The 24,053-nt window shown below is 42.6% G+C and carries 22 protein-coding genes; 14 read left to right on the forward strand and 8 right to left on the reverse strand.

The genetic code is table 11. From position 1 onward, the window contains the following. Window positions 1–88 precede the first annotated feature (88 nt). From B160_RS0102585 to B160_RS32050, 8 genes are all read left to right on the forward strand, one after another. The gene (locus B160_RS0102585) at window positions 89–1,039 is read left to right on the forward strand and encodes a D-ribose ABC transporter substrate-binding protein (RefSeq protein ID WP_018626296.1); all 951 of its coding nucleotides are present in this window, start codon (window positions 89–91) and stop codon (window positions 1,037–1,039) included. 26 nt (window positions 1,040–1,065) lie between these two features. Next, window positions 1,066–1,692 carry a DUF2291 domain-containing protein gene (locus B160_RS0102590; RefSeq protein WP_018626297.1) on the forward strand — a complete coding sequence of 209 codons (627 nt, stop codon included), beginning with the start codon at window positions 1,066–1,068 and terminating at the stop codon, window positions 1,690–1,692. Window positions 1,693–1,694: 2 nt separating this feature from the next. Continuing rightward, complete coding sequence (locus tag B160_RS0102595) at window positions 1,695–3,200, forward strand: sugar ABC transporter ATP-binding protein (protein WP_018626298.1); 1,506 nt, start codon at window positions 1,695–1,697, stop codon at window positions 3,198–3,200. An 89-nt stretch (window positions 3,201–3,289) separates the two neighbouring features. Then, entirely contained in the window at window positions 3,290–4,189 is a 900-nt protein-coding gene (locus B160_RS0102600; protein WP_245562138.1) for an ABC transporter permease, read from the forward strand. After that, the gene (locus B160_RS0102605; RefSeq protein WP_018626300.1) at window positions 4,189–5,670 is read left to right on the forward strand and encodes an FGGY family carbohydrate kinase; all 1,482 of its coding nucleotides are present in this window, start codon (window positions 4,189–4,191) and stop codon (window positions 5,668–5,670) included. Before B160_RS0102600 ends, B160_RS0102605 begins: the two co-directional genes overlap by 1 nt. An 82-nt stretch (window positions 5,671–5,752) precedes the next feature. Then, window positions 5,753–7,165 (forward strand): nucleoside hydrolase-like domain-containing protein, encoded by a 1,413-nt coding sequence (locus tag B160_RS0102610; protein ID WP_211218033.1) that lies wholly within the window; start codon window positions 5,753–5,755, stop codon window positions 7,163–7,165. A 131-nt stretch (window positions 7,166–7,296) separates the two neighbouring features. Continuing rightward, on the forward strand, window positions 7,297–8,403 hold the full coding sequence (gene pelA, locus B160_RS0102615) for a pectate lyase (protein ID WP_018626302.1): 1,107 nt from the start codon (window positions 7,297–7,299) through the stop codon (window positions 8,401–8,403). 57 nt (window positions 8,404–8,460) lie between these two features. Further along, window positions 8,461–8,799, forward strand: a complete 339-nt coding sequence (locus tag B160_RS32050; RefSeq protein WP_018626303.1) for a nucleoside hydrolase-like domain-containing protein — start codon at window positions 8,461–8,463, stop codon at window positions 8,797–8,799. Between the two features lie 148 nt (window positions 8,800–8,947). Here the strand turns inward: B160_RS32050 and B160_RS0102625 are convergent, their stop codons facing one another. The 8 genes from B160_RS0102625 to B160_RS0102665 all read right to left on the reverse strand — a co-directional run bounded on the left by B160_RS0102625 (window position 8,948) and on the right by B160_RS0102665 (window position 14,550). Continuing rightward, the gene (locus B160_RS0102625) at window positions 8,948–9,295 is read right to left on the reverse strand and encodes a VOC family protein (protein ID WP_018626304.1); all 348 of its coding nucleotides are present in this window, start codon (window positions 9,293–9,295) and stop codon (window positions 8,948–8,950) included. A 139-nt stretch (window positions 9,296–9,434) separates the two neighbouring features. Next, window positions 9,435–10,550 (reverse strand): outer membrane beta-barrel protein, encoded by a 1,116-nt coding sequence (locus B160_RS0102630; protein WP_018626305.1) that lies wholly within the window; start codon window positions 10,548–10,550, stop codon window positions 9,435–9,437. A 151-nt stretch (window positions 10,551–10,701) separates the two neighbouring features. After that, window positions 10,702–11,112: a hypothetical protein gene (locus B160_RS0102635; protein WP_018626306.1), complete on the reverse strand. Its 411-nt coding sequence runs from the start codon at window positions 11,110–11,112 to the stop codon at window positions 10,702–10,704. Continuing rightward, window positions 11,109–11,762 (reverse strand): hypothetical protein, encoded by a 654-nt coding sequence (locus tag B160_RS28245; protein WP_018626307.1) that lies wholly within the window; start codon window positions 11,760–11,762, stop codon window positions 11,109–11,111. Before B160_RS28245 ends, B160_RS0102635 begins: the two co-directional genes overlap by 4 nt. 63 nt (window positions 11,763–11,825) lie before the next feature. Then, window positions 11,826–12,398: an HXXEE domain-containing protein gene (locus tag B160_RS0102650; RefSeq protein WP_018626308.1), complete on the reverse strand. Its 573-nt coding sequence runs from the start codon at window positions 12,396–12,398 to the stop codon at window positions 11,826–11,828. A gap of 65 nt (window positions 12,399–12,463) precedes the next feature. Then, window positions 12,464–13,036, reverse strand: a complete 573-nt coding sequence (locus B160_RS0102655; protein WP_018626309.1) for a Crp/Fnr family transcriptional regulator — start codon at window positions 13,034–13,036, stop codon at window positions 12,464–12,466. Between the two features lie 216 nt (window positions 13,037–13,252). Next, complete coding sequence (locus tag B160_RS0102660) at window positions 13,253–13,852, reverse strand: DNA alkylation repair protein (RefSeq protein ID WP_018626310.1); 600 nt, start codon at window positions 13,850–13,852, stop codon at window positions 13,253–13,255. 233 nt (window positions 13,853–14,085) lie between these two features. Beyond that, a complete protein-coding gene (locus B160_RS0102665) occupies window positions 14,086–14,550 on the reverse strand; it encodes an FAD-dependent oxidoreductase (RefSeq protein ID WP_040679259.1) in 465 nt (154 codons plus the stop codon). Between the two features lie 155 nt (window positions 14,551–14,705). On the opposite strand from B160_RS0102665, the gene B160_RS0102670 reads away from it, so the two are divergent. From B160_RS0102670 to B160_RS0102715, 6 genes are all read left to right on the forward strand, one after another. Further along, window positions 14,706–15,509: an SDR family NAD(P)-dependent oxidoreductase gene (locus B160_RS0102670; protein WP_018626312.1), complete on the forward strand. Its 804-nt coding sequence runs from the start codon at window positions 14,706–14,708 to the stop codon at window positions 15,507–15,509. 160 nt (window positions 15,510–15,669) lie between these two features. Continuing rightward, complete coding sequence (locus B160_RS0102675; RefSeq protein WP_157557858.1) at window positions 15,670–16,524, forward strand: RNA polymerase sigma factor; 855 nt, start codon at window positions 15,670–15,672, stop codon at window positions 16,522–16,524. 337 nt (window positions 16,525–16,861) lie between these two features. Further along, window positions 16,862–17,257: a transposase gene (locus B160_RS30985; protein ID WP_083927650.1), complete on the forward strand. Its 396-nt coding sequence runs from the start codon at window positions 16,862–16,864 to the stop codon at window positions 17,255–17,257. A gap of 1,112 nt (window positions 17,258–18,369) precedes the next feature. After that, window positions 18,370–19,272: an AraC family transcriptional regulator gene (locus B160_RS28260; protein ID WP_071596980.1), complete on the forward strand. Its 903-nt coding sequence runs from the start codon at window positions 18,370–18,372 to the stop codon at window positions 19,270–19,272. Between the two features lie 379 nt (window positions 19,273–19,651). Next, the gene (locus B160_RS0102710; protein ID WP_018626322.1) at window positions 19,652–22,567 is read left to right on the forward strand and encodes a SusC/RagA family TonB-linked outer membrane protein; all 2,916 of its coding nucleotides are present in this window, start codon (window positions 19,652–19,654) and stop codon (window positions 22,565–22,567) included. Window positions 22,568–22,578: 11 nt separating this feature from the next. Further along, window positions 22,579–24,036: a RagB/SusD family nutrient uptake outer membrane protein gene (locus tag B160_RS0102715; RefSeq protein ID WP_026309477.1), complete on the forward strand. Its 1,458-nt coding sequence runs from the start codon at window positions 22,579–22,581 to the stop codon at window positions 24,034–24,036. Window positions 24,037–24,053 lie beyond the last annotated feature (17 nt).

Below are 24,053 nucleotides of genomic sequence, written 5' to 3' on the forward strand. Positions count from 1 at the left end.
CGATGAAGCGTGCGTACTTCGGGGAAGTCCTTCGGGCAATATCGCTGGTTGTTGTGCTGAAGTTGGTTTAATAAACAATACAACGAATATGAAAAAAATAGCGGATCATATATGCATTGCCCTGCTGGCGGTATTTCTTTTTGCGCATTGCGGGCAAAAAAGATCCTCGTCCAAAAACAGGAAAAAGATCGCGGTAGTGATTTCTACCCTTAATAATCCCTGGTTTGTTTTTCTGGGAGAAAAAGCTGCAGAGAAAGCCAGATCGCTGGGTTACGAAACGAAGCTGTTCGATTCGCAAAACAATTCGGCATTGGAAAGCGATCATTTCGATAATATTATTGTGGAGGGGTTTAGCGCTATTCTTTTCAACCCTACCGACGCCGATGGTTCGGTGGCGAATGTTCAAAAAGCCAAGGCCGCCGGTATTCCGGTATTTTGCATGGACCGCGAGATCAATTCGCTCGATGCAGCTACCTCTCAGATCCTGTCCGATAGTTATTCGGGCGCAGTGGCCATTGGCAAGTATTTTGTCCGGCAGTTGAATAAAAAGGGGAATTATGTAGAGCTGTTGGGCCTGGTGGGGGATAACAACACCTGGGCGCGGTCAAAAGGTTTTCACAGCGTGGCGGACAACTATAAAGACTTAAAAATGGTGGCCCAGCAAAGCGCCGACTTTGATCGCAACAAAGCCATGGAAGTAATGGAATCGATCTTACAGGCGCATCCGGATATTGACGGGGTCTTTTGCGGAAACGATGCCATGGCGATGGGCGCTTACCAGGCATTGCTTTCGTCGGGCAAGGCCGGCAAAGTAAAGGTATTTGGATTTGACGGAGCCGATGATGTTATTAGCGCTATCAACGCCGGAAAAGTAGCGGCGACCGGAATGCAGTTCCCGCTGGTAATGGCGCAAACAGCCGCCGGGTTTGCCGATGAATATATAAAAGGCCGAAAAACATTCCCTCAGAAGATACCGGTAGCCGTAGAGCTGGTTACAAAAATGAATGTGAGCGATTATGTGGCCTATGGTAAAAAGTAGATATATACGATCAACACGGGATGCCAATGAAGAAGATAATTAAATACGGCCTGCTTTTAACAGCAATGGTGTTGCTGGGGTACAATGCTGTTTATATAAGAAAGCTTAGCGATGTTGTGAACAGCCGGCCCGGTAAGTTCGACGCGAAAAGCTATGTGCAGAAACTATGGGCCGGCCGGTTGCAGGAAAAATTAGACAGCGCCATTGATGTAAATACTTTAAAAGAATCGTTACAGACGGACCCGGCGGATGGATTTGGCAAATACACGCACGCACTGGCAATTGGCAACTATCGTTATGCAATGGTAAAGGGTATTGCCATGGTGGATGTAGTAAAAGAAGACGAAGTGCTTGTTACCATACAATCGGCGCAGCCATTTAAGGCTGTTGTGTTAACTGAATTTGTGTACGGTAACACCCTGCGCGACGCATCGGGCCTGATCGACCTGCAGGCGTTTCCCAATACCGGCGACCTGAACGGTGTATCCGGGGAGCTGAATAAAAAAGTGCGGCAGGAGGTCATACCCGCTTTAAAGTCAATGCTAAAGCCTGGCAACAAAATTGAATTTACCGGTGCTGTAGAACTGAACAAAGCGCATCTTCGGTTTGATGATATAGAAATTGTTCCTGTAAGGATAAAACGTATTTCCTGATTATGCTGGTAGCGAAAAATATAACAAAAAAGTTTTCGGGAGTCATTGCGCTTCATAATGTCAGCCTCGAATTATACCCCGGTGAAGTAAACGCAATCGTAGGGGAGAATGGTGCCGGCAAATCCACACTTATGAAAGTATTGTCCGGCGTGCATACACAATACGACGGCGATATTTTTTTTTATGGTGAAAAAGTGCGGTTCGGCTCTGCCAAAGATGCGGAACGGGCCGGCATTGCCATCATCCACCAGGAGCTTAACCTGGTGCCGCAGCTAACGATTGCCGAGAATATTTTCCTGGGCCGGGAGTTGGTAAGCACCTGGGGTACGCTCGATAAAACACAGATGCGCCATCAAACAAAAAAATTACTGCAGCGGGTGAATTTGGAAATGAGCCCCGATACGGTTATTGCTGCTTTAAAAGTAGGGCAGCAGCAGCTTGTGGAAATTGCGAAAGCGCTTTACACCAATGCCGAAGTAATTATTATGGATGAACCTACTTCGGCCATTACAGATAAAGAGGTGGACAATCTTTTTACGATCATTGATGAGCTTAAAGCCGAAGGAAAAATCGTCGTATATATTTCTCATAAGCTCAAAGAGCTGTTTCTAAAGGCCGACCGGTACACGGTTTTGCGCGACGGTGCCACCATTGCATCAGGCAAAATGAAGGATATCGGGCAGGAGGAACTGATCGAAAAAATGGCCGGACGTAAAGTGGTGATTGAAAAGAATGTATCGGATGTTATTTATAATGACCCTTTGCTGGAAGTCAAAAATGTTTATTTAAAGAATAAGGAGAACGCGGGTAGTCACCTGGTAAATAATGCCTCGTTCACTTTACATAAAGGAGAGATTTTGGGGCTGTACGGGTTGATGGGGGCTGGTCGTACCGAACTTATCGAAACGATATTTGGATTGCACCCAAAGCGCAGTTCGGGCAGTATTGCTGTGGAAGGCGAACAGAAAAAAATACGGACACCCGCGCGTGCCATTGCATCGGGCATCATGCTGGTGCCGGAAGACAGAAAGTTACAGGGTTTGTGCCTGGATTTGGGGGTGCGGCCCAATATCAGTATTACGGTGTTGAAACAGTTAGAAGATGGCGGGCTTTTTCTAAACAGGAAGAGGGAGAGCGATTTGACAACGGGGTACATTAAGCAGCTGAATATAAAAACGGCTTCGCAGGAAACGCTTTCTAAGAAACTGAGCGGCGGTAATCAGCAAAAAATTGTAATTGCCAAATGGCTGGCAAAAAATCCCAAAGTATTGTTGCTCGATGAACCTACCCGTGGCATTGATGTGGGTGCCAAATCGGAGATCTACAAGCTGATCAAAGAGCTTGCCGCAACGGGAGTTGGGATAGTCGTTGTGTCGTCGGAAATTCCCGAAATACTGGCGCTGGCCAACAGGGTGCTGGTCATGTGCGAAGGGGAGATTGCCGCCAGCATGCCCATTGCCGAAGCCAGCGAAGCGGCTATGTTAACACATGCGATTCATAAAAACTAAAAAGCGGTATGATTGCCATTAATAATTCCTATAAACAACGCATTAAAAGTTTACAGTCTTTAATTGCATTGGTTTTGCTATGCTTGGTATTGACTGTACTTACTGATAAGTTCTTTACTGCCGATAATGGGCTTAATGTATTAAGACAAACGGCCGTCAATATCTGCATCGCTACCGGCATGACGCTGGTGGTGCTAACCGCAGGTATCGATTTATCCGTAGGATCTATACTGGCGCTGTGCGGTGCAGTGGCTGCAGGGTTACTAAAAAACGGGATCGCTATTCCGGCGGTTGATACCTATATTGGATTTACAGTTTTGGGGGTGGTGCTTGCTGCGATGATTGTTGGAGCGTTGTTGGGCTGGTTCAACGGGCTGGTGATTACAAGGTTTAATGTGCCCCCGTTTGTAGCCACGCTTGCCATGCTTACCATTGCAAGAGGATTTACCATGTTGTACACAAAGGGTCAACCCATCAGTAATCTTGGCCCGCAGTTTGCCTTTATCGGAGCCGGATCCTTTTTGGGCGTCCCCGTACCGGTGTGGATCGCTGCTGTGGTGGTGCTGATCGCCGTATGCATCACCCGGCAAACGCGTCTCGGAAGATATATTTATGCTATCGGCGGCAATGAAACGGCTGCGAGATTTTCAGGTATCCGGATCTCGAATATAAAAATGATTGTTTATGCGCTGGCCGGGGCAATGGCTGCAATAGGGGGTATCATTGTAACCTCGCGTTTGGATTCGGCACAGCCCAACGCGGGCACCAGTTACGAGCTGGATGCGATTGCGGCCGTGGTAATTGGCGGCACCTCGTTAAGCGGGGGGCGCGGTAGTATTTGGGGCACGGTAATGGGTGCTATTATTATCGGTGTATTGAACAACGGGCTGGTTTTACTGAATGTGTCTCCCTTCTGGCAGCAGGTAGTGAAAGGGTGTGTGATCCTGCTTGCTGTGATCATTGATAAAGCGAACGCAAAACAAGACTGATGAATACGTATATTTTATCCATAGACCAGGGAACCAGCGGTACCAAATGCATTCTTTTTAATAAAGAGGGGGCGGCCACCTGTACGGCTTTTGAACCCTTGAGGACCCATTACCTCGAATCCGGTTTTGTAGAGCAGCAACCCGAAGAGATATACCGGAATGTTTTGGCCGCAGTTCGCAATTGTATGCAGCTTTTTACAGCAGGCGGCGGCGATATCCACGAAATTAAAACCTGCGGTATATCCAATCAGCGTGAGACCTTTGTACTATGGGATGCCGGAGGGAACCCGCTGCACGATGCCGTCGTATGGCAATGCAAACGGTCGGTTGATATTTGTACCCGGTTGCAGGCGGCTGACCTCCGGGAAATGATAAAAGGGAAAACCGGACTCTTGCCGGATCCTTATTTTTCGGGTACTAAAGTGGCCTGGCTGTACGAGGAAGATCCTTTAATCAAAATGAAGATCGATGCCGGCGCAGCTTATTTTGGAACAATAGATACCTGGTTGTTGTATAAGCTGACCAAAGGAGAAAAATATTATACCGACTATACCAATGCTTCGCGCACGCTTTTCTTTAACCTGCACACGCTTGAGTGGGATGCAGATTTGCTGCAGTTATTTGGATTGTCAAAGCTGCATCTGCCCCGGATCAAAGCCTCTTCCGGCGATTTTGGGATGACCGATTTTGACGGGATTCTTTCTGACCCCATCCCTGTTAACAGTCTTATTGGTGACTCTCATTCTGCGGCGTTTGGAGAAGGCTGTTTTGACAAAGGGACTGCGAAGGCTACCTTAGGTACGGGCTGTTCAATTCTCGTAAATACGGGGAACGCCGTGTCGGTTAACGACGATGGGATCATTGATACCATTTGCTGGAGTACCGAAAAAGAAATATGTTTTGCCAAGGAGGGCATTATTGTTTCCTGCGGCTCGATGGTTGAATGGCTGAAGCATCTTGGGTTGTTTGCCAATAGCGCGGAAACCGATTTGATGGCCCGGTCCGTTCCGGATAATAACGGTGTGTTTTTAGTTCCGGCTTTTAGCGGGATGGGCGCCCCTTACTGGGATATGAAACGCAAAGCCGAGTTTACAGGGCTGACTTTTAGTTGTACCAAAGAACATCTTGTCCGGGCCACGCTTGAAACCATTTGTTTCCAGATAAAAGAAGTGATTGATTTTATAGAGCAAACAGGACAAATCAGGATCCGTTCATTATCGGTGAACGGCGGTATTACCGGTAACGGATTCGTGATGGACTTTTTGGCTACGTTATTGGCCCGGCCGCTTTTATCTGGCCGCAATAATGCTTCGGGGTTGGGTACCGCCCTGCTTGCAGGTTTAAAGGTTGGTCTTTATACAGATATGGATGATATCGGGGATTGCCTCCATACAAAGGAAATGAAGCAAGCTTCTTCAGCAGCCACCTATCATAATGATGCGTATTGTTTCTGGAGATCAATAATGGCGTTGAAGCGTTAAAAAAAACTTTCCAATAGCATCCGGTAATTGAAATGGAATGTTGTCAGGAATGAATAGTAGAATAAAAAATATTTTACCCGGCTTGAGAATTGCAGTGCTTTTCATTTTGCTGGGGACCGCTTTTCCCGCCCGGGCGCAGACAAAAAATCGTGTTGTTGTTCTTACGGACATCGGTGGAGATCCTGATGATCAGATGTCGATGGTCCGGTTAATGACATACGCGAATCAGTTGGAGATAGAGGGTTTAATAGCCACCACCAGTGACGGCCAGCACCGGGTGCAGCCGGAATATATAAAAAAGATTGTTGAGGCGTATGGCGCTGTGCGGGACAACCTGAGCATCCACGAGCCGGGTTATCCAACGCAGCAATATTTGGAGGAACATATAAGCGTTGGTTTCGCCCTGGACGGGATGAAGGGAGTGGGAAAAGGGATGGACTCCCCCGGCTCGGAACTATTAATTAAAGCAGTTGATAAAAAAGATGACAGGCCCTTATGGGTTTCGATATGGGGAGGGCCGAATGTTTTAGCCCAGGCGCTTTGGAAAGTAAGATCCACAAGAGGAAAAGAAGCGTTAACCCGTTTTGTAAGCAGGCTTCGTGTTTATGCGATCTCTGACCAGGACGATAGCGGGCCCTGGATACGAAAAGAATTTCCGGAACTGTTCTACATTGTTACACCGGGCATTAATGCGGGAGGAGGGTTTCATCATGCAACCTGGATCGGTATTGGAGGCGATAAGTTCCACGGGCGTTTTGGCGGTGCCGATTTTTCGGTAGTTACCAATGAGTGGCTGGATAAAAATATTCGGATAAAAGGCCCGTTGGGAGCGGTTTACCCGCATTGGAAATTTATGATGGAGGGCGACACACCTTCTTTTCTTAATTTACTGCAAAATGGGTTGAGTGATGCCGGGCATCCTGATTGGGGTGGATGGGGCGGAAGGTATGAACTATATATGCCGAAAAGGGAAAAATGGTTTTTAGGGTCCGAAACACGGCCAATATGGACAAATGCGCAGGACGAAGTATTCGGCATGGATGGTCAATGGCATACAACAGATCAGGCTTCAATATGGAGATGGAGAGATGCCTTTCAAAATGATTTTGCGGCCAGGATGGATTGGACGGTCAAATCTTATAAGGAAGCCAACCATCCTCCCGTACCTGAATTTGTGCATGGAGATAGAATGACCGCAAAGCAGGGCGACACTGTGCGGCTGGATGCTTCAGGATCTGCGGATCTGGATGGAGATGCTCTTTCTTATGAATGGTTCTGTTATGCTGAGGCTGGAACCAGGGGTATTTCGAATGCCGCGACCGGTATTAAGCAGGGGATTAAAAATTTTGATCAACCCAAAGCTTTTTTTGTGATCAGCAGAAATCGTGTGATGCCCCCGGGTACAGGTACGTTACATATTATACTGGCTGTAACGGATCACGGAGTGCCCAGGCTGACAAGGTATAAACGCCTGATCGTAGATGTTGTAGAGTAGCTTATGGTACGTTTTATTTCGATCTTCCAATATGCTCCGATGCAATGTTCCCGGTGAGTACGCGAAATATATCTGTGATCCGGGATTTATGGAGCAGTACCTAATTTTTTAATGTCTAAAATATAAAATGGATGCCTGTAAAGAATATTGTTATTTTATGTGTAACGGCGCTTATTGTTTGTCGGGGCCTGAACGCCCAAAATTCCAGGTATGAACCGGAAAAGAACTATTTGCGTAGTAATTGGAAACAATTGGCTTCGGGTGCGCCGGCTGAATGGTTTGCTTCAGAAGATGCCAGATCGGTTGCAGAAAAACTAATCCGTACACAAAAAACGATTGGGGGTTGGGGAAAAAACATCAATTATAACCGGTTAAATGCGTCTGAAGTTCAGGATCTTGAGGATAGGAGGGACGCGATCGGCGCAACATTTGATAATGGTGCTACCATCACTGAACTTAAATTCCTGGCGAGAGTTTATGAACGGTGTAAAGATGACCGGTACAAAAAGGCCATGGAGAACGGGATCCGGTATATTTTGACTGCTCAGTATAAATCAGGAGGCTGGCCCCAGTTTTTTCCTGCACGAAAAGGCGTTTCCTATTCGAGTCATGTGACCTACAACGACAACGCGATGGTCAATATCCTTGGGTTCTTAAAAAGTATCGATAACAATGAAAGGCCTTATTCCGCACTGGATTTGCCGCAGGATACAAGGCTGAAGATCAGGAATGCCATCGATAAAGGGATTGAATGTATTCTTAAATCTCAAATTATTGTAGCAGGGAAACCAACAGTTTGGTGTGCACAGCATGATGAAGTAACACTGTTGCCGGCTAATGCGCGTGCATACGAATTGGCATCCTTCAGCGGTTCCGAATCGGCCGGAATTACATTGTTCCTGATGAGCATTGCCGATCCTTCAAAGGGTGTTTCTAAAGCGGTTGAGGGAGCGGTTCGTTGGTTCTGCGATCATGAGATCCGGAATAGGAGGCTCAAAAATATGGTTACGGATGCCGGGGAAAAAGATATAATTGTAATAAGGGATTCAACTGCAGCGCCGTTGTGGGCCCGTTTTTATGATCTTGAAACCGGCAGGCCATTTTTTTGTGGCCGGGATGGTGTCAAAAAAGGAAGTATTGCCGAAATCGAATATGAGCGGCGGGTTGGGTACAGCTGGTATTCCGGTGCCCCGTCAAAGGTCCTTGAAAAATACGCAGCCTGGAAAGCCCGGAGGTAGACGCTCAACCAATGGATACGGTCGTTTTACCGGTTGTTATTTACAAAAGCAAATGAAATGATATTGTTATTTCTAAATTATTTTAATTCCGGAGGGGTGAAGGTATTCCTGTCTCTTATCGTTATAATGCTTTCGTTGAATGTATATGGTCAGCAACCGGTTCCGTATAAACCAAGGGTTCTTATCAGTAGCGATATTGGTGGCACAGACCCGGATGATAATCAGTCGATGGCGCACCTTTTTATGTATAGCGACAGGTTTGACCTCGAAGGTCTTGTTTCTTCTCCTTCCTTTGGGGAAGGATCGAAGGAAGAAATTTATTTAGCGAAATTGACTGACCCCTCTGAATCGGGTGTGGAGACAAATCTTGTGGCAAAGAAATGTAAAAACAGCTAACTCATAATGCTATGGATCACCAGTTATTTGAAAAATTTGAAGTTTGTGCAGGTATGATACAGCGGGTTTCTTCTATTGAGGCAAACAAAAATGATAAGAGAATTGTCTGCCAAGGCTTTTCCCGTTTTTTTGTTCTTCGGAGATTAAATCAGGCTTGAACAATGCAAAAAGGATTTCCGTCCGGGTCAAGTAAAACGACATAATCCGCATCTTCCTCGTATTGCCAATTCTCAATTTTTGTTGCGCCCAACTTAATCAATCGTTCTACTTCTGTTTTTTGGTTTTCGGCTATTAGGTCAATATGATGTCTTTTAGGTTTATCGGAAACCGTTAATTTTAACGACAATTGAAGCCCCTGGCCATTTTTGGGCACCAATATTGCGAAGTCTACATCGGGTTCCCGTTTCAATTCATAGTTTAGCGCTTCACACCAAAAAATAATCGCAGCATCCAAGTTTTTAACACCCCATACAATGGAAAGAATTTTTAGGTCCATATGCTAATTTAATCACATTCCCGTAATTCGGTATTGTCTAAATTTTTCATTCTGGGTCTATCTTTAGTTACAGGGGGCGGAAAAATAAGTTGCTTGTTCATTATATTGGGAGTGTCAACAATAATCGGGTTAAAGAGGTTTAATTAAAACTAACGGTTACGCCGGTTGAAAGACGTAAAAAATCATAATCTTTGAAATAGCCGCCATTGTTTGCATTTTCGTTGACGAAGGCATGAAAGTAGCGTGCATCAAAACGTAAGCCGACACGGGGCGTAAACATATGAATGATGCCGAGGCCCCCGGTTAGCGTCGGGTCTGTCTGTTTCCTGAAGAATGCTGACACACCGGGTTGGTGTGGGATTCCTTTGAACTGATCATGAATAACACCGGCTCCGGCGGTCGCGTACAGGCACCAGGCACCGTACGTTGGATTGCCCAGGTAATAGCGTTGCACCATGCTTATGGAGTACAACGTGGCGCTTGTATTAAGATCCACCTGGGTTGGTACGAGGTCGGCAACGTCTTTATCGCGGAAAAAGTGCCGATGCTGCTCAATGTCGAATTCGCAACCCAGATGCTGCCATGGGAAGAAAGCGAGCGACATGCCCCATCCAACGCGCCCGGGCTGAACGCTTCCAGCAACATTATTTGCCATGTATGGAGTGACAATGAAGCGTTTCATTTGAGGTAGCGAGATGGATTCGCTGCGCTGACGTAACTTTAGTTCGATCCCGCCACCGAGAAAAGTGCCGTCGAACTCCCCCAGGTTTTTCTTAACCTGCAAGTATGGAGACACCCATGGAAAATTAAATCGGATGCCGGCGATCAGGTTCATACCAAGACGACTTCCCTGATCATCAATATTCAAATTCGTAGGGGGAGCTTTCAACTTGAAGGAACTCAAATTCACACCAGTTCCAAGATAGGGCTTGATGCGGGATGTAAATGGAAATTCATACAGCAGGTTAATCCCTAAGTGATAGAGGGTCTGGTTCTCCGCAAAGACGTATTGGAAGGTTGGCTGGATTGTTAGTGGACTACCTGACGATGTCAGCCGCAGGCTGAGGCCAACATATGCATTATTGTTTTTGCTGAGTGAGACGCCTGCTTGCGGGCCAACCTGTACGCCAATATCTGCAGCCTTAGCGTCTTCGATCTCTTGGTCTTCTGATCCTTGATTAAGCGCCTGCGTTTTTTGAGCATGGGCCAAATGGATGACAAAGATGACCGGTAATAGTGTAAGTAGAAGTTTCATACTTGAAACATTTTTGTTTTAATCTACTTTGGAAAGGTGGTTACGATATTGTATCCGCCATTTTAGTGCTTTGTAGTCTGTCAGATAGCAACTGACCGTTAAACCTCATTACGGGCTGGGATTCTTCATTTTTTTTTGTTAAGCCTGAAAATTATTGTGCACTACTGTTTTGTTTATTGGGATTGTTTGAATATCTATGTAATCCAAAATAATACAGCAGAGAGACTATTAAAATTCTTAAAACAATGTTGGCAATTATTTTTGGACTGATCCCCTGGGTTGCTCCAAATGCTTCCAATAAGCCTGTGGCAGTGTGGAAAATGATGAATGAAATAACAATGATCCGCAATGCCTTTGCATCGGTAATCTTGCGGCTCTGAAACGATAGATAGGCGATTGCTAACTCTGCTGCCCCCAGGAAATAGCACAACAAAAATTGATCCTGCCCCATCTTAATGTCAACCGCACCTGGAATGGCAGCAGGGGCTGCGATAAGCACTACGGCAGCTGCAAAAGTTACAAGAGCATGGACAATGAATAATATTCTAAGGGTACTGTTCATTGAGCAATTAGGTTTTGATTAATTTTATGTTCTCTCTGTATTATATAGACGCAATAAATCGCCGGAACAAGTGTCAATAGCCAGGTGTACATTCCTGGAAAATAATAATGCCCTGTAGTAGGGAAATAGTAATTGGGCATATTCTTAACTAAAGTGCCACCAATATTTTGAGAAATGGCATTGGCATTTTCTGCCTGGATTTGCGGTTGGATGAATGGAAAAATAAAAAGTAACATTTCTGCAAATCGTGTCATCACAAACAGGATAGCGATGAACCCGGCAATGGGGTGTTTATACAACAGTCCCATAGTTACCAAAAATAATGCCCCTGATAAAATAACGATAACAATAAAGAAGGTAGATTCTGTCCATGCAAAATTGAAAATACGACTAATCGCCTGAGAATAGTTTCCTAAATATTCCTCAATCAAATGAAACTCAAATCCTGCTACAGTAGCTAAGAACGGAGGTAGGATCATTGAAGGCTCAATGGCGTTTTTTAGGTAAGTTGCATGCCAAAACCAATAAGCGAATATTCCGGGAATGCCAATAATTAATAATGGGGCAATGCCTATTGAAATATAGGAATAGGTAATTCCCGAGATCAAAATCACAAAAACCAGTATGGCAATTTTGGGTTTACTTTTCATAAATAATATTAGGGAGTTGGTTTTATTTTACCGAAAATTGTAAAAGGCATTATTAAAGAATGGTTAGTTGTTTATTGACGGATCTTGTTGCATCACTTTTATTTCTTTGCGAATGATATAGAACGTGTACCAGCTGGAAGCAACAGGAAGAATGGCAGTGTACATTCCCGGTGAATAGTAAGGGCCGGTTTCCATCAACGGAGAAATGAAATGTGAAAGTTCGGCTATCATCATGCCGAATAAAAAAGTGCTGCAAAGAAAATAACCAAAAGCGAATCGTTTCAGAACCAGTGCTGCACCCAATAACCAAACAATTGGCGCTGTAAATGCAGCAATAATTAAGAAATTATTTTGGGAAACTTCTAGGCCTGACATTTTAGAGAGCGTTGTCTCCACATGTATAGCATACTCTTCATATGCATGTATGATGAAAAAGATGATCGTAACGAGATAGGGAAGAATAAATTTATACGGATTGACAGGATTTTTGAAAGTAGTAAGCAGCCAGAAAATAAGCCCACCTATAAAACAAACAGAAAATAATATTCCTGCAAATCCAACAAAGTAATAACCTGTGCAAGCTATTAAAAGTATAAAAACCAATACATACCCGAAAGAAGTCCATCTGCTTTGCATACTGCAATATTATTGGACAAAGAAAAATCAAATAAACAGCAATTCTTTTGACATTTGGTAAAAAATCATTTTCGGGCCCTGATTCGGCTTAATGATTCTTGTGTGATACCCAGGTAGCTCGCCAGGTCGCCCAGACTGATGCGTTGAAGTAAAGCACTATTGTTTTTCAGAAAATTTTCATACCGTTCAGCCGCATCGCAGGACATCAGTTCGCTAAACCTTTTTATCATATTAGTATTGACCGTTGCAAACATACTTTTGTAAACTCCCGCTACAGCTGGATGAGAGGCAATCAATCTGTCCAACTCGGTTTTATTTAAAAAGAATACCTCCGTATTTTCGATAGCCTTGGCAAACTGGGCCGCATTTTTGTGATTCAGGAAACTCTCTAATGAAGTAAAATAAGTGTTTTCCGCAAAAAACCGAAAAATGACTTCCTTCCCATTTTCATTGATGAAATAAAATTTCACCAGTCCTTTTTTAATGAAGTAAAGGTTTTTACAAACGCTTCGATCATTAAAGATCAAATCGCCTTTGTTAAATTGTTGAGGTTTCAAAAGGCATGCAAACGCTTCAATTGAGGCATGAGCAAGGTCAAGGTCAAAATATTTCTTGACAAAAGATTTAATTTCTTCCATAGAACGATAACAGTTTTAAATTACCACTTTCTCTCAACTTTCAAAACGGAAAGACAATTCAAATCAATACCGGTTCAAATGATTCTCGTAACAGCCTGATCTTTTATGATTTTGAAAGTCACTGGCCCGAAGAGTTATTAAATTCAGATTTTGTCGAATTGTTCTGTCGTTTGTTAGTGTTTTCAGCCCTGCCAATACGATGTTATGGCAGGCATTTCATTTTCCTTTAGCTAATTTATATACAAATTCTGTTTCTTCATTTGTCAAGTCCCACGTTGAAAGTTCAGCGAGCACTTTGTCTGTGTCCTTTTTGCTTATGTCCCGCAGTGCATTGCCAATTGCCTTTCGCAAGTATTCACTGTCGTCCGATTTATGTTCGCTAATGAGTTGTATTGCAATTGTTGGATTGTCTTTAAAGTAAGGACGGTTTGTCCAAATGCGAAGCCCTTCAATAACTGCTCTTTTAACTTTGGGATTTTCATCCGCCAGCCACTTTTTAATTGTTGGCAAAACTTTTTTATAGCCGATTGTCTTGCAATAATGGTCAAATGCTTTTGCCAACATTTCTTGCACTCGCCAATCTTTGTCCTTTGCAATTTTTGTTTCAAGAAGTTCGAGAGCCTCGGAATTGTCAGTTGAAAGTTGTCCCAAAAGATAAGTTGCCAACATTCTGACTTGGTAAGTGTCGTCAGATAAAAATTTTGTTGCGAGGTCAAAATGTTTCTGTGTCTTGTCAGCCAAAATAATGTTACCCGCTTCAACAATATGCTTAAAGCCGTGTTCGATTTTCTTTATGTCGTCAATGAGTTTTTTCATTGTCGGAGAGTTTCGTTATACTTGCCACTAACATCTGGTGGCTTTGCGCAGGAGGGGGCTAACGAAGACGGAACTTTCAGTTTACCGTAAACCGAGCAAAAACCGCTTGAATTTTGCTAATTTAATTCTTTTCAGCAAAATTCAAGCGGTTTTTTTGCGGCAATCGAAGCCGTAAACGTCATTTTATCTCTTTATTTCCTCTTGCGCAAAACCGTTTGTTGCCTGCTGTTTTTTCATCTACTCACATTATTTTGAGCATTTACTTTATTCAGACAGCTATTTGCTATTTCATCAGGTTTGGGCGGATTTGCAACCAATTTTTGTATGGGTTTAATCGCCATTTCAACGCTCGCAAAATACATCGATAAATCGCGTAGATAAGTCGATAATTTACTTTGTCGAAACATCATATTGGCTAAACTACGAGAAGAGCCTCGTGCGGCCTCAACTCTTGGTTTTTGAGATTCTTCATAAGCCTTTAGTAAGGCTGCAAGATTGTTTTTGTCCGCATAACGCAACATTCGTGTCAACACCCAAGCCGATTCCATTGCCATTCCTGCGCCAATTCCTGCAGTTAGCGAAAAACCTGCCGCGGCATCTCCAAGCAAAACAGCTTTTTCAAAAGCCCATTGTGGACAACGGTAATCGTTTAATGGCCAAAAAATGGGTCTTCTGCATTTTCTACCGTATTTAAACAATTTTCAGTAAAGACAGACTGGTTCATTTGGGTTTCGATAGCGCTTCTGCGCGCAGTACGCTATGAATATGCTACAGGGGTATAAGTTTTTTAAAATTTCGACCGTTTTATCGAGCTCAAACGTCAAAGTACTATTAATCAAAAAATAATAGGGAAATGACAAATTTAAAGGACAAAGTAGCCGTTGTTTTTGCGGCATCAGGAGACATTGCAGGAGCAGTTGCGCAATCGCTTTGCGAACATGGAGCAAAGGTATATGTAACCGGTAGAAGCCATAAAAGCATAAAAGCGTTGGCTCAAAAAATCGGAACTAATGGCGGTGATGTTGAAGCGGTACAAGTTGATGCATTGAACGAGACTGAAATAAGCAGTCTTCTAAAGAAAGTTATATTGGAACATGGCAGGTTGGATGTAATATTCAATGGCATTGGAGCTACCTATGAGGAAATGGGAGGACGACCACCTACAACCGTTGCTACATTTGAACAATTTATGGCGCCGATTGAAAAGATTTGCGGTTCGCAATTTCTTACGTCAAGAATTGCGGCAAAGTATATGATAGAATCCAAGTCAGAGGGAACTATTTTATTGCTTTCGGCTCAACTATCGAAATCGAAATTCCCCAATGTAGCAGGTATTACTGCGGCCAGTGCCGCTATTGAGGGGCTAACTCGTGTAATGGCGGCGGAGTGGGGTTCGAACAACATCAAAGTTATTTGTATTTGCGCAGGAGCATTGATGGAAACGAAAAGGATATCCGGCTTTATTTCAGATACTGCCCGGAAGTATAACATACCGGAGGCCCAGATTATTGCGCAATACAAATCTTTCGATATAATAAAAGGAAATTTGACGTTGAAGCAAGTGGGTGAGACAGCCGCTTTTCTTGCCTCGGATACGGGTGTGGCTTTCAACAGTCATATTGTGGATGTGGATTGTGGCAAGATGAATGTGCTGTAGTAAACTATTTCGCTAATTTAGTAGTTGAGGATGTGCCGAAAGTATTGGTGTGGGAGCGAGAATCGGATAAACAAAAAAAATCCCCCTCCAAGTAGCCTGACAAAAAGAAGGCATGCCGGATTTTGACGCGTCCTCAACTCATTTATTTATTGTCCGATTTATGGAAAAAAATGACATTTTACAAGCCGCAGTATCTGGAGACATCAATGCATTTCAAACATTGTTTGCCGAATTTCAAACCCAGCTGAAATCTTACTTATACCGCCTGCTTACGGATAGAAATGATGTCGATGATTTAACGCATGACACTTTTATCAAAGCATTTACTAAAATATCAACTTTCAAGGAAGAATCTTCCTTGAAAACCTGGGTATTCAAAATCGCTACAAATCTCGCTTACGATCATTTACGCAGGCAAAAGCGGTGGTTGCCCGATGCTCAGGATAGGGCGGCGGATTTGGCAATAAGTTCAGAGGGAATGCGACAAGTTTTTTGGATGGTCCATGACAACTCACCTGCGGGCGCTTACGAAATGAGGGAACATATTGATTATTGTTTTACCTGTATTTCAAAAACGCTTCCTATAGAAAACCAGGTAGCATTGATTCTAAAAAATATGTATGATTTTCAGGTAAAAGAAATCTGCCTTATCCTCGAAAAAACAGAGGGGGTGGTAAAACACCTGTTAAACGATGCCCGAAATACCATGACCAATATTTTTGAACATCGGTGTGCATTAATTAATCAACAGGGTGTTTGCCACCAGTGCAGCCATATCAACGAAATATTTAATCCCAGGCAAAATCAGCAGGAGGAGTTAATGAAATTGGAGCTGGTAAAGGCATCAAAAAAGTATAACAGAGAACAACTTTTTGAGCTTCGGACACAGCTGGCCAAAGCAATTGATCCGCTCCACGCTGCCGGATCTGACTTTCATGAGGAAATAATGCGATGCCTTAGAACCGCAATCGGCGAAATCGATTTTTTTGACAGAATGGGCGACAGGATGAAGTAAAGACTTATTGTACTCCTTGCGTCAAATATTACAGGCGACAAGTTATCTCAAAAAAAGGGACAGTCCACTGTCAATGTTCGACATTTTTGCGACAGTTTGTCTGGCCAGAAAAAGCCATATCAAAAAAGAGGAAGCGGCTGTAGCCACTTTTAAAAAAACTTTATCCAAAAAATAAGCGATATCGTATGGCGCATCCCACGACAGTATCATGCAGTAAACCTGTACTTTGAAGACGAAAGCCGCTTCGGGTTGCATACCAAAAACGGGAAAGGGCTTACAATAAAAGGGGTGCAGCCCATTTGTCCTTTTCAACAGGTATTTAAGTCCACGTACCTGTTTGGAGCTTTTTCTCCCATCACGGGAGATAAAATGTCTGCTGGAATTACCCTGTTGTAATGCCCAAACATTCCGACTCTTTGTTAATGAGCCCTCTTTGGTCAATCCGGGCGAATATAAAATAATGATCCTGGATAATGGAGCCTTTCACAAAGCCAAATCATTAATCATTCCCGATAATATCGCTTTACTATTCCTGCCCCCATATAGTCCAGAGCTTAACCCGGCAGAAAAAATATGGCGTCATATTAAAAGAAAATTTACCAACCGGATATTCAAATCATTAGACGAGCTCAGCGCTTTTATTACGGAAGCCATCACCAGGCTCTCTGCCAATACCGTTAAATCAACCTGTGCCTTTGACTATATTTTTCAACACCATTTTTGGTCTAATTAAATATTCATTTTCGTATTAGGCTGGTACTTTCCCGCATATCCAATCGGTATAACTTGTTTTCCCGCTATCGTTCCTGCTGCGGTACAAAAATTCTGTATTTTTCTGAATTATTTTTTGATTTCAGAATTCCTGCATATATTTGAAATATGTACTACATATGTCATTTTTATTTCCGATGGTTTGTTGATTCGGGGAAAATTAATGGGGGGTAGTGGTGGGGCAAGGGCTGGTAGACAAAATTTGCTTGTTCAGGCATGGAACGAATGTTTCCTGCGGAGTTTATCAATTGGCATCGGTAAAAAGACTACAGCGATATTTTATCGTTCGATCGGATTGAGCCGGGGCGTTTATACCAGCTATGCAGGATATGAATATCAGCATTATCTGCAGGGGGTATGGTATATAAGTGCTGCATATACTGAAAAAGATATAGACGACCTTCTATTAATTGTAAAAAGCATCGAGAAACATGGACCCGTTGCGTAGCCAGGTTGATTTTACCAGTTGACCCGTTGACGGCCTTGCATGCATAAAAGATGTCGGTTTATATAAATGAAAACGGATAGGGATCGGATAAAATATTATTTCTTTCTATAGGGATTGACTCAAAATTATTAACGAAATCCTGTCATGAATAACAAATTTATACTTGAACTAAGTGAAGTAGGGATCAATGACCTTGAAATTGCGGGCATAAGAACGCATTGCCTGCTGAAATGATTCAAGATGCTACTGCAATAGGAATTAATATTCGTGACGGCTTTGTTGTTTTTGTTGCGGCTTACAGAGCCGGTTCTCAAAACAGGTTCAAACAGTTAACTCGCAAATAAGACATCCCAGAATAGCCGAATACAAGGTTCGTAATCAGGCGGCGCAGTAAAGCAAAGTAGTAGTACAGGGTATTGCAATAAGCGATCAATAGAAGAAATAACGAAATGACATTGAGACCGGTTCTTGCTTTGTAGATACTTCGGTGAAGCTGGATCCGAGACTGAATTTTGACCGCATCAATCCGGGTATGGCTGCGAACTGATTTTAAAGAATATAGGCGAATTGGTTAAAGGCAGAATCATATAAGAATTCAGGTACCTGATCTGTAAAAAACAAGTAAAATGCGTGCTCAATTTCATAAGCTTCCGTTACCAATGGAATCCTCCTTCTTGTTTATGTGCTGGGAGTGTGATTATTTTGATAAGCCCTGGCATTTTCATAAAGAATATGAACTTGTACTGATAGATAAAACCGAGGGGACGAGATTTATTGGAGATCAGGTAAGTTACTTTAAGGATGGCGACCTGATATTAATAAGTCCTAATACGCCTCATTTATACAGAAATCACGAAGCGTATTATCAGAATAAGGGACTGGTTGCTAGATCCATTTTTATACACTTTACGGAGGATTTTCTAGGCAAATATTTTTTTGATTTACCCGAGATGACATTAGTCCGGAGGTTTTTGGATAAATCATCATTAGGAATTGAGATTGGCGGGGACACCAATCAATATGTCAGGAAAAAATTATATGAAATGAAAAATAATTCTCCGGCCGAACGCCTATTAGGCCTGCTGGATATTTTGATCTACCTGTCAACCAGTAATGAGTTGAATTTCATTTTATCGAGCGGATTTACTGCAAACAAAAGTTACGATACCGATAAAATTAACACAGCGCTACAGTTTATAATGGAAAATTACACGCAGGAGATCTATATTGAGGAAATTGCGTTCAAATTAAATATGAGCATACCATCTTTTTCTCGATATTTTAAGCATCATACGAGAAAAACATTTTCAAATTATATATCGGAAATACGTATTGCGCATGCCTGCAGGCTATTAATAGAGGATAACTACAGTATTTCTGAAATTTGTTATTTAAGCGGATTCGATAGTTTGTCAAATTATTACAGGCATTTTAAAAAACAGATTGGTGTGATTCCGAAAGAATATAAGAACCGGTTTCTATCAATGGATCGATCTCAAATAAATAATGCCAGGCGCGTGAACGCTTAATAAGCGGTCGTGAGCGTAAATAAATGTTCTGCATTTTATCAATAATTAGTTCTTTCGATCTAACCTATGTTAAAAAAGTATTCATATTAGATAGTTTATCGAATATTTATAAGATTTTCAAATATTAGGTTTGTAGGGATTTAACAGAGCCTATTACAAAGGTCGTCATATTGAACGAACCATCGTGTCGCCAGGAAATATCAACACGAGAAGATGTGTAAATAAAGCACTGTCTTCATTTCCTTCAAAAACTTTCGGCAGACGGTCGATATGACGAGTATTAAGTTCTGAGACGAGTTCTAATCTTATTAACGAAGTGCCTGCCATGACGATTAAATGCGTTTCAAATTTTCGGGAGAAAAAACTGCTATTAATATGTATGTTTTTTATTTTTGATACTGCCAGCTTATTTGCACAACACCGAATAACAGGTGTTGTGCGGGATAAGACAAATAATAGACCCCTGGAGGGGGCTACCGTTTTGATATGGAATGAGGGCGTCAACGCTATTACCAATGCCGAAGGTGAGTTTAGTATAGTTATTCCAGACAAAGATATTACCCTAATAACATCCTTTGTGGGTTATACTGTAGATACAACGCTGGTGGCGAATGGGCAAGCCGGTGTTTTAATAGCTTTAAATCCATCTTTGACAAGTCAGCTGAATAATGTTGTCGTTATGGGATATACCTCAAAGCAGCAATCCCATATTTCCGGCTCTGTTGCCGTTGTTTCCGGCGAACAGCTTAATGATGTGACGTCAAACAATGTTACCAATTTATTGCAGGGAAAAGTTCCGGGTGTCATTGTTTCCAATGGAGCCGGAGGCAACCCTAACACGCCTCCGGCGGCGATCATACGGGGCTCCGGCTCTATTTCCGCTGGTGCTGCTCCGTTGTATGTTGTAGATGGAATAATTGGTGGCATGGTGAATCCCAATGATGTTGAATCGGTAACCATCCTTAAAGACGCTGCTGTTACAGGCCTATACGGCTCAAGAGCATCCAATGGAGTCATTATCATTACTACCAAAACCGGAAAAGGGAAGACGCGGGTTGATTTAAGTTCCAGAGTGGGGTTTAACAAGATTACCACTGGTCGCTTTGACATCATGAATGCCCAACAACTTTATGATTATCAGAAAACCTTTCTAAACCCCGCAGATTTCGACCGGGTACGCCCTGTCAGCCTCCTTCAACAAAATACTGACTGGTTGGGTATTGCCTTTCGAACGGGTATTACTCAAAACCATGCACTTTCTGTATCCGGCGGTTCTGAAAAAACGCAATTTTATACTTCGTTAAATTATTACCAGGAACAGGGAACCCTTGAGCACAATGGAACTCAAAAATATAACTTACGGACAAACATTTCTTATAAAATTAATGATAAACTTAAAATGCATGTAAGGTTTAATGGAGGCTTCGGTAAATCTGAAGAAGAGGCATCTGGAGGTATGGGGGCTTTGTACGGTGCGTTTACAAATATGCCCTGGGACAATCCATTCAATGCAGATGGATCGATCAGGATGGGAACAGAGCCGGGCTGGATTGGCCGGGAAAAAAACAATTTTCTGCATGGATGGCAGTATAATTTTAATAAAATGAAGCAGGCTGATGTGACCGGTGATCTGGTTTTGGTTTATAAACTCAGTCAACATTTTACCCTTTCTACCTTTAATCGTGCTGCTTATTCAGATTCTAAGAATGTTGTATATGCAGATGTTAAATCTAAAGCGGGACTAGCCGCTAATGGTAGTTTGGTAAATGTCTTTAATACCAGTAGCGGACTCATTACTTCCAACCGGCTTGAGTATCAAAATAATTTTGGAAAACATAATTTAGATGTGCTTGCCGTCGCGGAAATGGAAAGAAATTATTCGGACAATAACAGTATAACCGGCTGGGGTTTGCCAAGTGGCTTGGCTGTAATGGATGTGGCATCGACAATTTTGAATGCGGGCGGTAATACCGGTGAAAATGTATTCAGTAAAGAACTGGTACAGGCAGATTATAATTATGATAATCGGTACTTCGCTGTAGGATCTTTTATTAATGAGTCATCTTCCCGATTTGGTTCGAATAACCGGTCGGCCGGTTTTTATACCCTGTCAGGTGCCTGGATACTTAGTAACGAGAATTTTATGAGGGATCAGAGAATATTTGATCTGATAAAAATCAGAATGAGTTACGGATCATCGGGGAATGCGCAAATTGGAAATTATCAATCATTAGGGTTGTATACATTTTCTGCCAGTTACTCCGGGATAACAGCGAGCGTGCCGCTCCAAATGGCGAACCATGATCTCTCCTGGGAGAAGGCAAAAACGACAAATTTCGGAATTGACATTAGCCTTTTTGAACGGGTTTCGGTTTCAGTAGACTGGTACGACAAAACAACGGATGCGCTCTTATTGAATGTTCCATTACCATATACAAGCGGATATTCTTCAATTATTCAAAATGTAGGCTCCGTAAAAAACAGGGGGATTGAGATCAATCTCAATACAAACAATTTAACTGGTGCCCTGAAGTGGAGGACGAATTTTAATATTGCCTTCAACCATAACAAAGTATTGGCACTTTATCAGCATACCGATATCGTTTCCGGAAGCCATAACATTAGCGAAGGCCGGGATCTTAGCAGCTGGTACATGCGCAAATGGGTGGGTGTGGATCCAGAGAACGGAGACCCCTTGTGGGAAAAACTCGCCATAGATGCCGATAATCATTCAATTATTACCCAAACAAACTCTTATAATGAAGCAACCCAGCAGTTTACGGGTAAGGCCTCGCCAGATTTTACCGGTGGGTTTATAAATACTTTTTCTTATAGAGGGTTTGCTCTCAACGCCTTTTTTAATTTCGTGAGCGGAAACAAAGTATATAATGCGTCCCGGGAATTTTTCGACTCGGATGGGTCTTATCAAACCTATAACAGCATGAATCTTATAGAAGGCTGGACCAGGTGGCAAGAGCCTGGCGATGTTGCCACACATCCGAAGTCTGTTGAAGGAGGCAATAGGTTTTCAAACAGACCATCTTCAAGGTATCTGGAGGATGGGAGTTATATTCGATTGCGAAACGTTTCGCTATCATACCAGCTAAGTGATCAGCTTTTGAATAAATTAAGAATTAGTAATGCGCGCCTTTTTGTCAGCGGGGATAATTTATGGACGGGGACGCGTTTTTCGGGAATGGATCCTGAAGTGTTACTGAGCTCCAGTGGCGGAATTTCGAGATTTACGTATCCCAACAGTAGAAGAATAATAGTTGGTCTAAATGTTAAGTTTTAAACAGCCCGTATATGAAAATTATTTCAATTAAGATAATGGCATGTCTGATTTTGATCAGTTCGTGTAATAAAGACTTGCAGCCGTACGATAGTAAATCAGATGAGATGGCCTTAGCAACGCTATCCGATTTAGAAACGGCAACGATGGGTACATATGCCGGGATGATCGGACCGGCAAGTGAAACCTTCACATGGTATTATACTATTTTAAGCGAATATCCAAGTGATAACGTAGCTTTAGCCTCAAGCAGCACTAATCATATGCTGCAGGCATACGATTATAATCACTTTGCAGGTATGAATTGTACTACACAATTTTGGAGAATCTCATATAAAATAATTCATTCTGCCAATCGTGTTATAGAGAAAATTGAAGATGGGGCATCCCCTGAAACGGACCAGCTTAAAGGCGAGAATCTATTTTTACGGGCTATGTGTCACTTTAATCTGGTGCGGGCCTTTGGCCGCCCCTATACACAGGATTCGGGAAATAACCCGGGGGTGGTAATTAAAGATAATACAGCCAATGATCTGCCGGCGCGAAACTCCGTAAAAGAAGTCTATGATTTTGTTATAAATGACCTGCTAAAGGCAGCAGAGCTGATGTCGGTAAATAAAGATTCCCGGTTTGCTTCCAAAGAGGCAGCTTATGCACTTTTATCGCGTGTTTTTTTGTATATGGAGGACAATGAGAATTCAGCCTTTTATGCAACGAAGGTAATTGATTCAGAACGTTATCAGTTAGCAGGGGCGGAACTTTACAAAAAATATTTCACTGTTGTTCCGGAGCAGAATCCCGAAACAATTTTTGCCGTGCGGCATACGATTTCAGATCCTTATGGAATAGTTGGTATCATGTTCTACAACGATCCGGTAACCCGGGCTACGGGTTATGCGCAAATGTCCGCCTCTCTCACTTATGTCAATTTGCTGGATAAATATCCCCAGGATATCAGACATAGTTTTATTGAACCATTGTTAGATGCAAATGGTAATATCGAAGTGCTTTATGGCGGATTGACGCCTTGCTATATGGTGAATAAATACAATAAACAGGAGGGTATCGTTAATTTGAATTCGCCTGTTTATCTGCGATTAGCAGAAATGTATTTAAACCGGGCAGAAGCAAATGCTAAGATTGGGAATGAACAGGCTGCTCTTGACGATGTAAATAAGATCCGTATGCGTGCAGGTTTATCAGGTGCAGCCCTCTATACAACAAACGACTTAAAGGGTTTGAACAGTATATTGGAGGTGGTGTTGCAGGAGCGTAGACTTGAACTGGCGTTTGAAGGACATCGTGTTTATGATTTATTCCGGAATAATCTTCCGATGATTAGAAACTATCCTGGGTATCATGGTTTGGATCATTTGCATCAAACTGTTCAGCCTACTGATAATTCAGTAGTGTTTTTAATTCCGGAATATGAAATGAACAACAATCCGAATTTAACTCCAAACCCATTATGACCCTCAATGATTGTAAA

It is taken from the genome of Niabella aurantiaca DSM 17617 (assembly GCF_000374125.1).
GTDB lineage: Bacteria > Bacteroidota > Bacteroidia > Chitinophagales > Chitinophagaceae > Niabella > Niabella aurantiaca.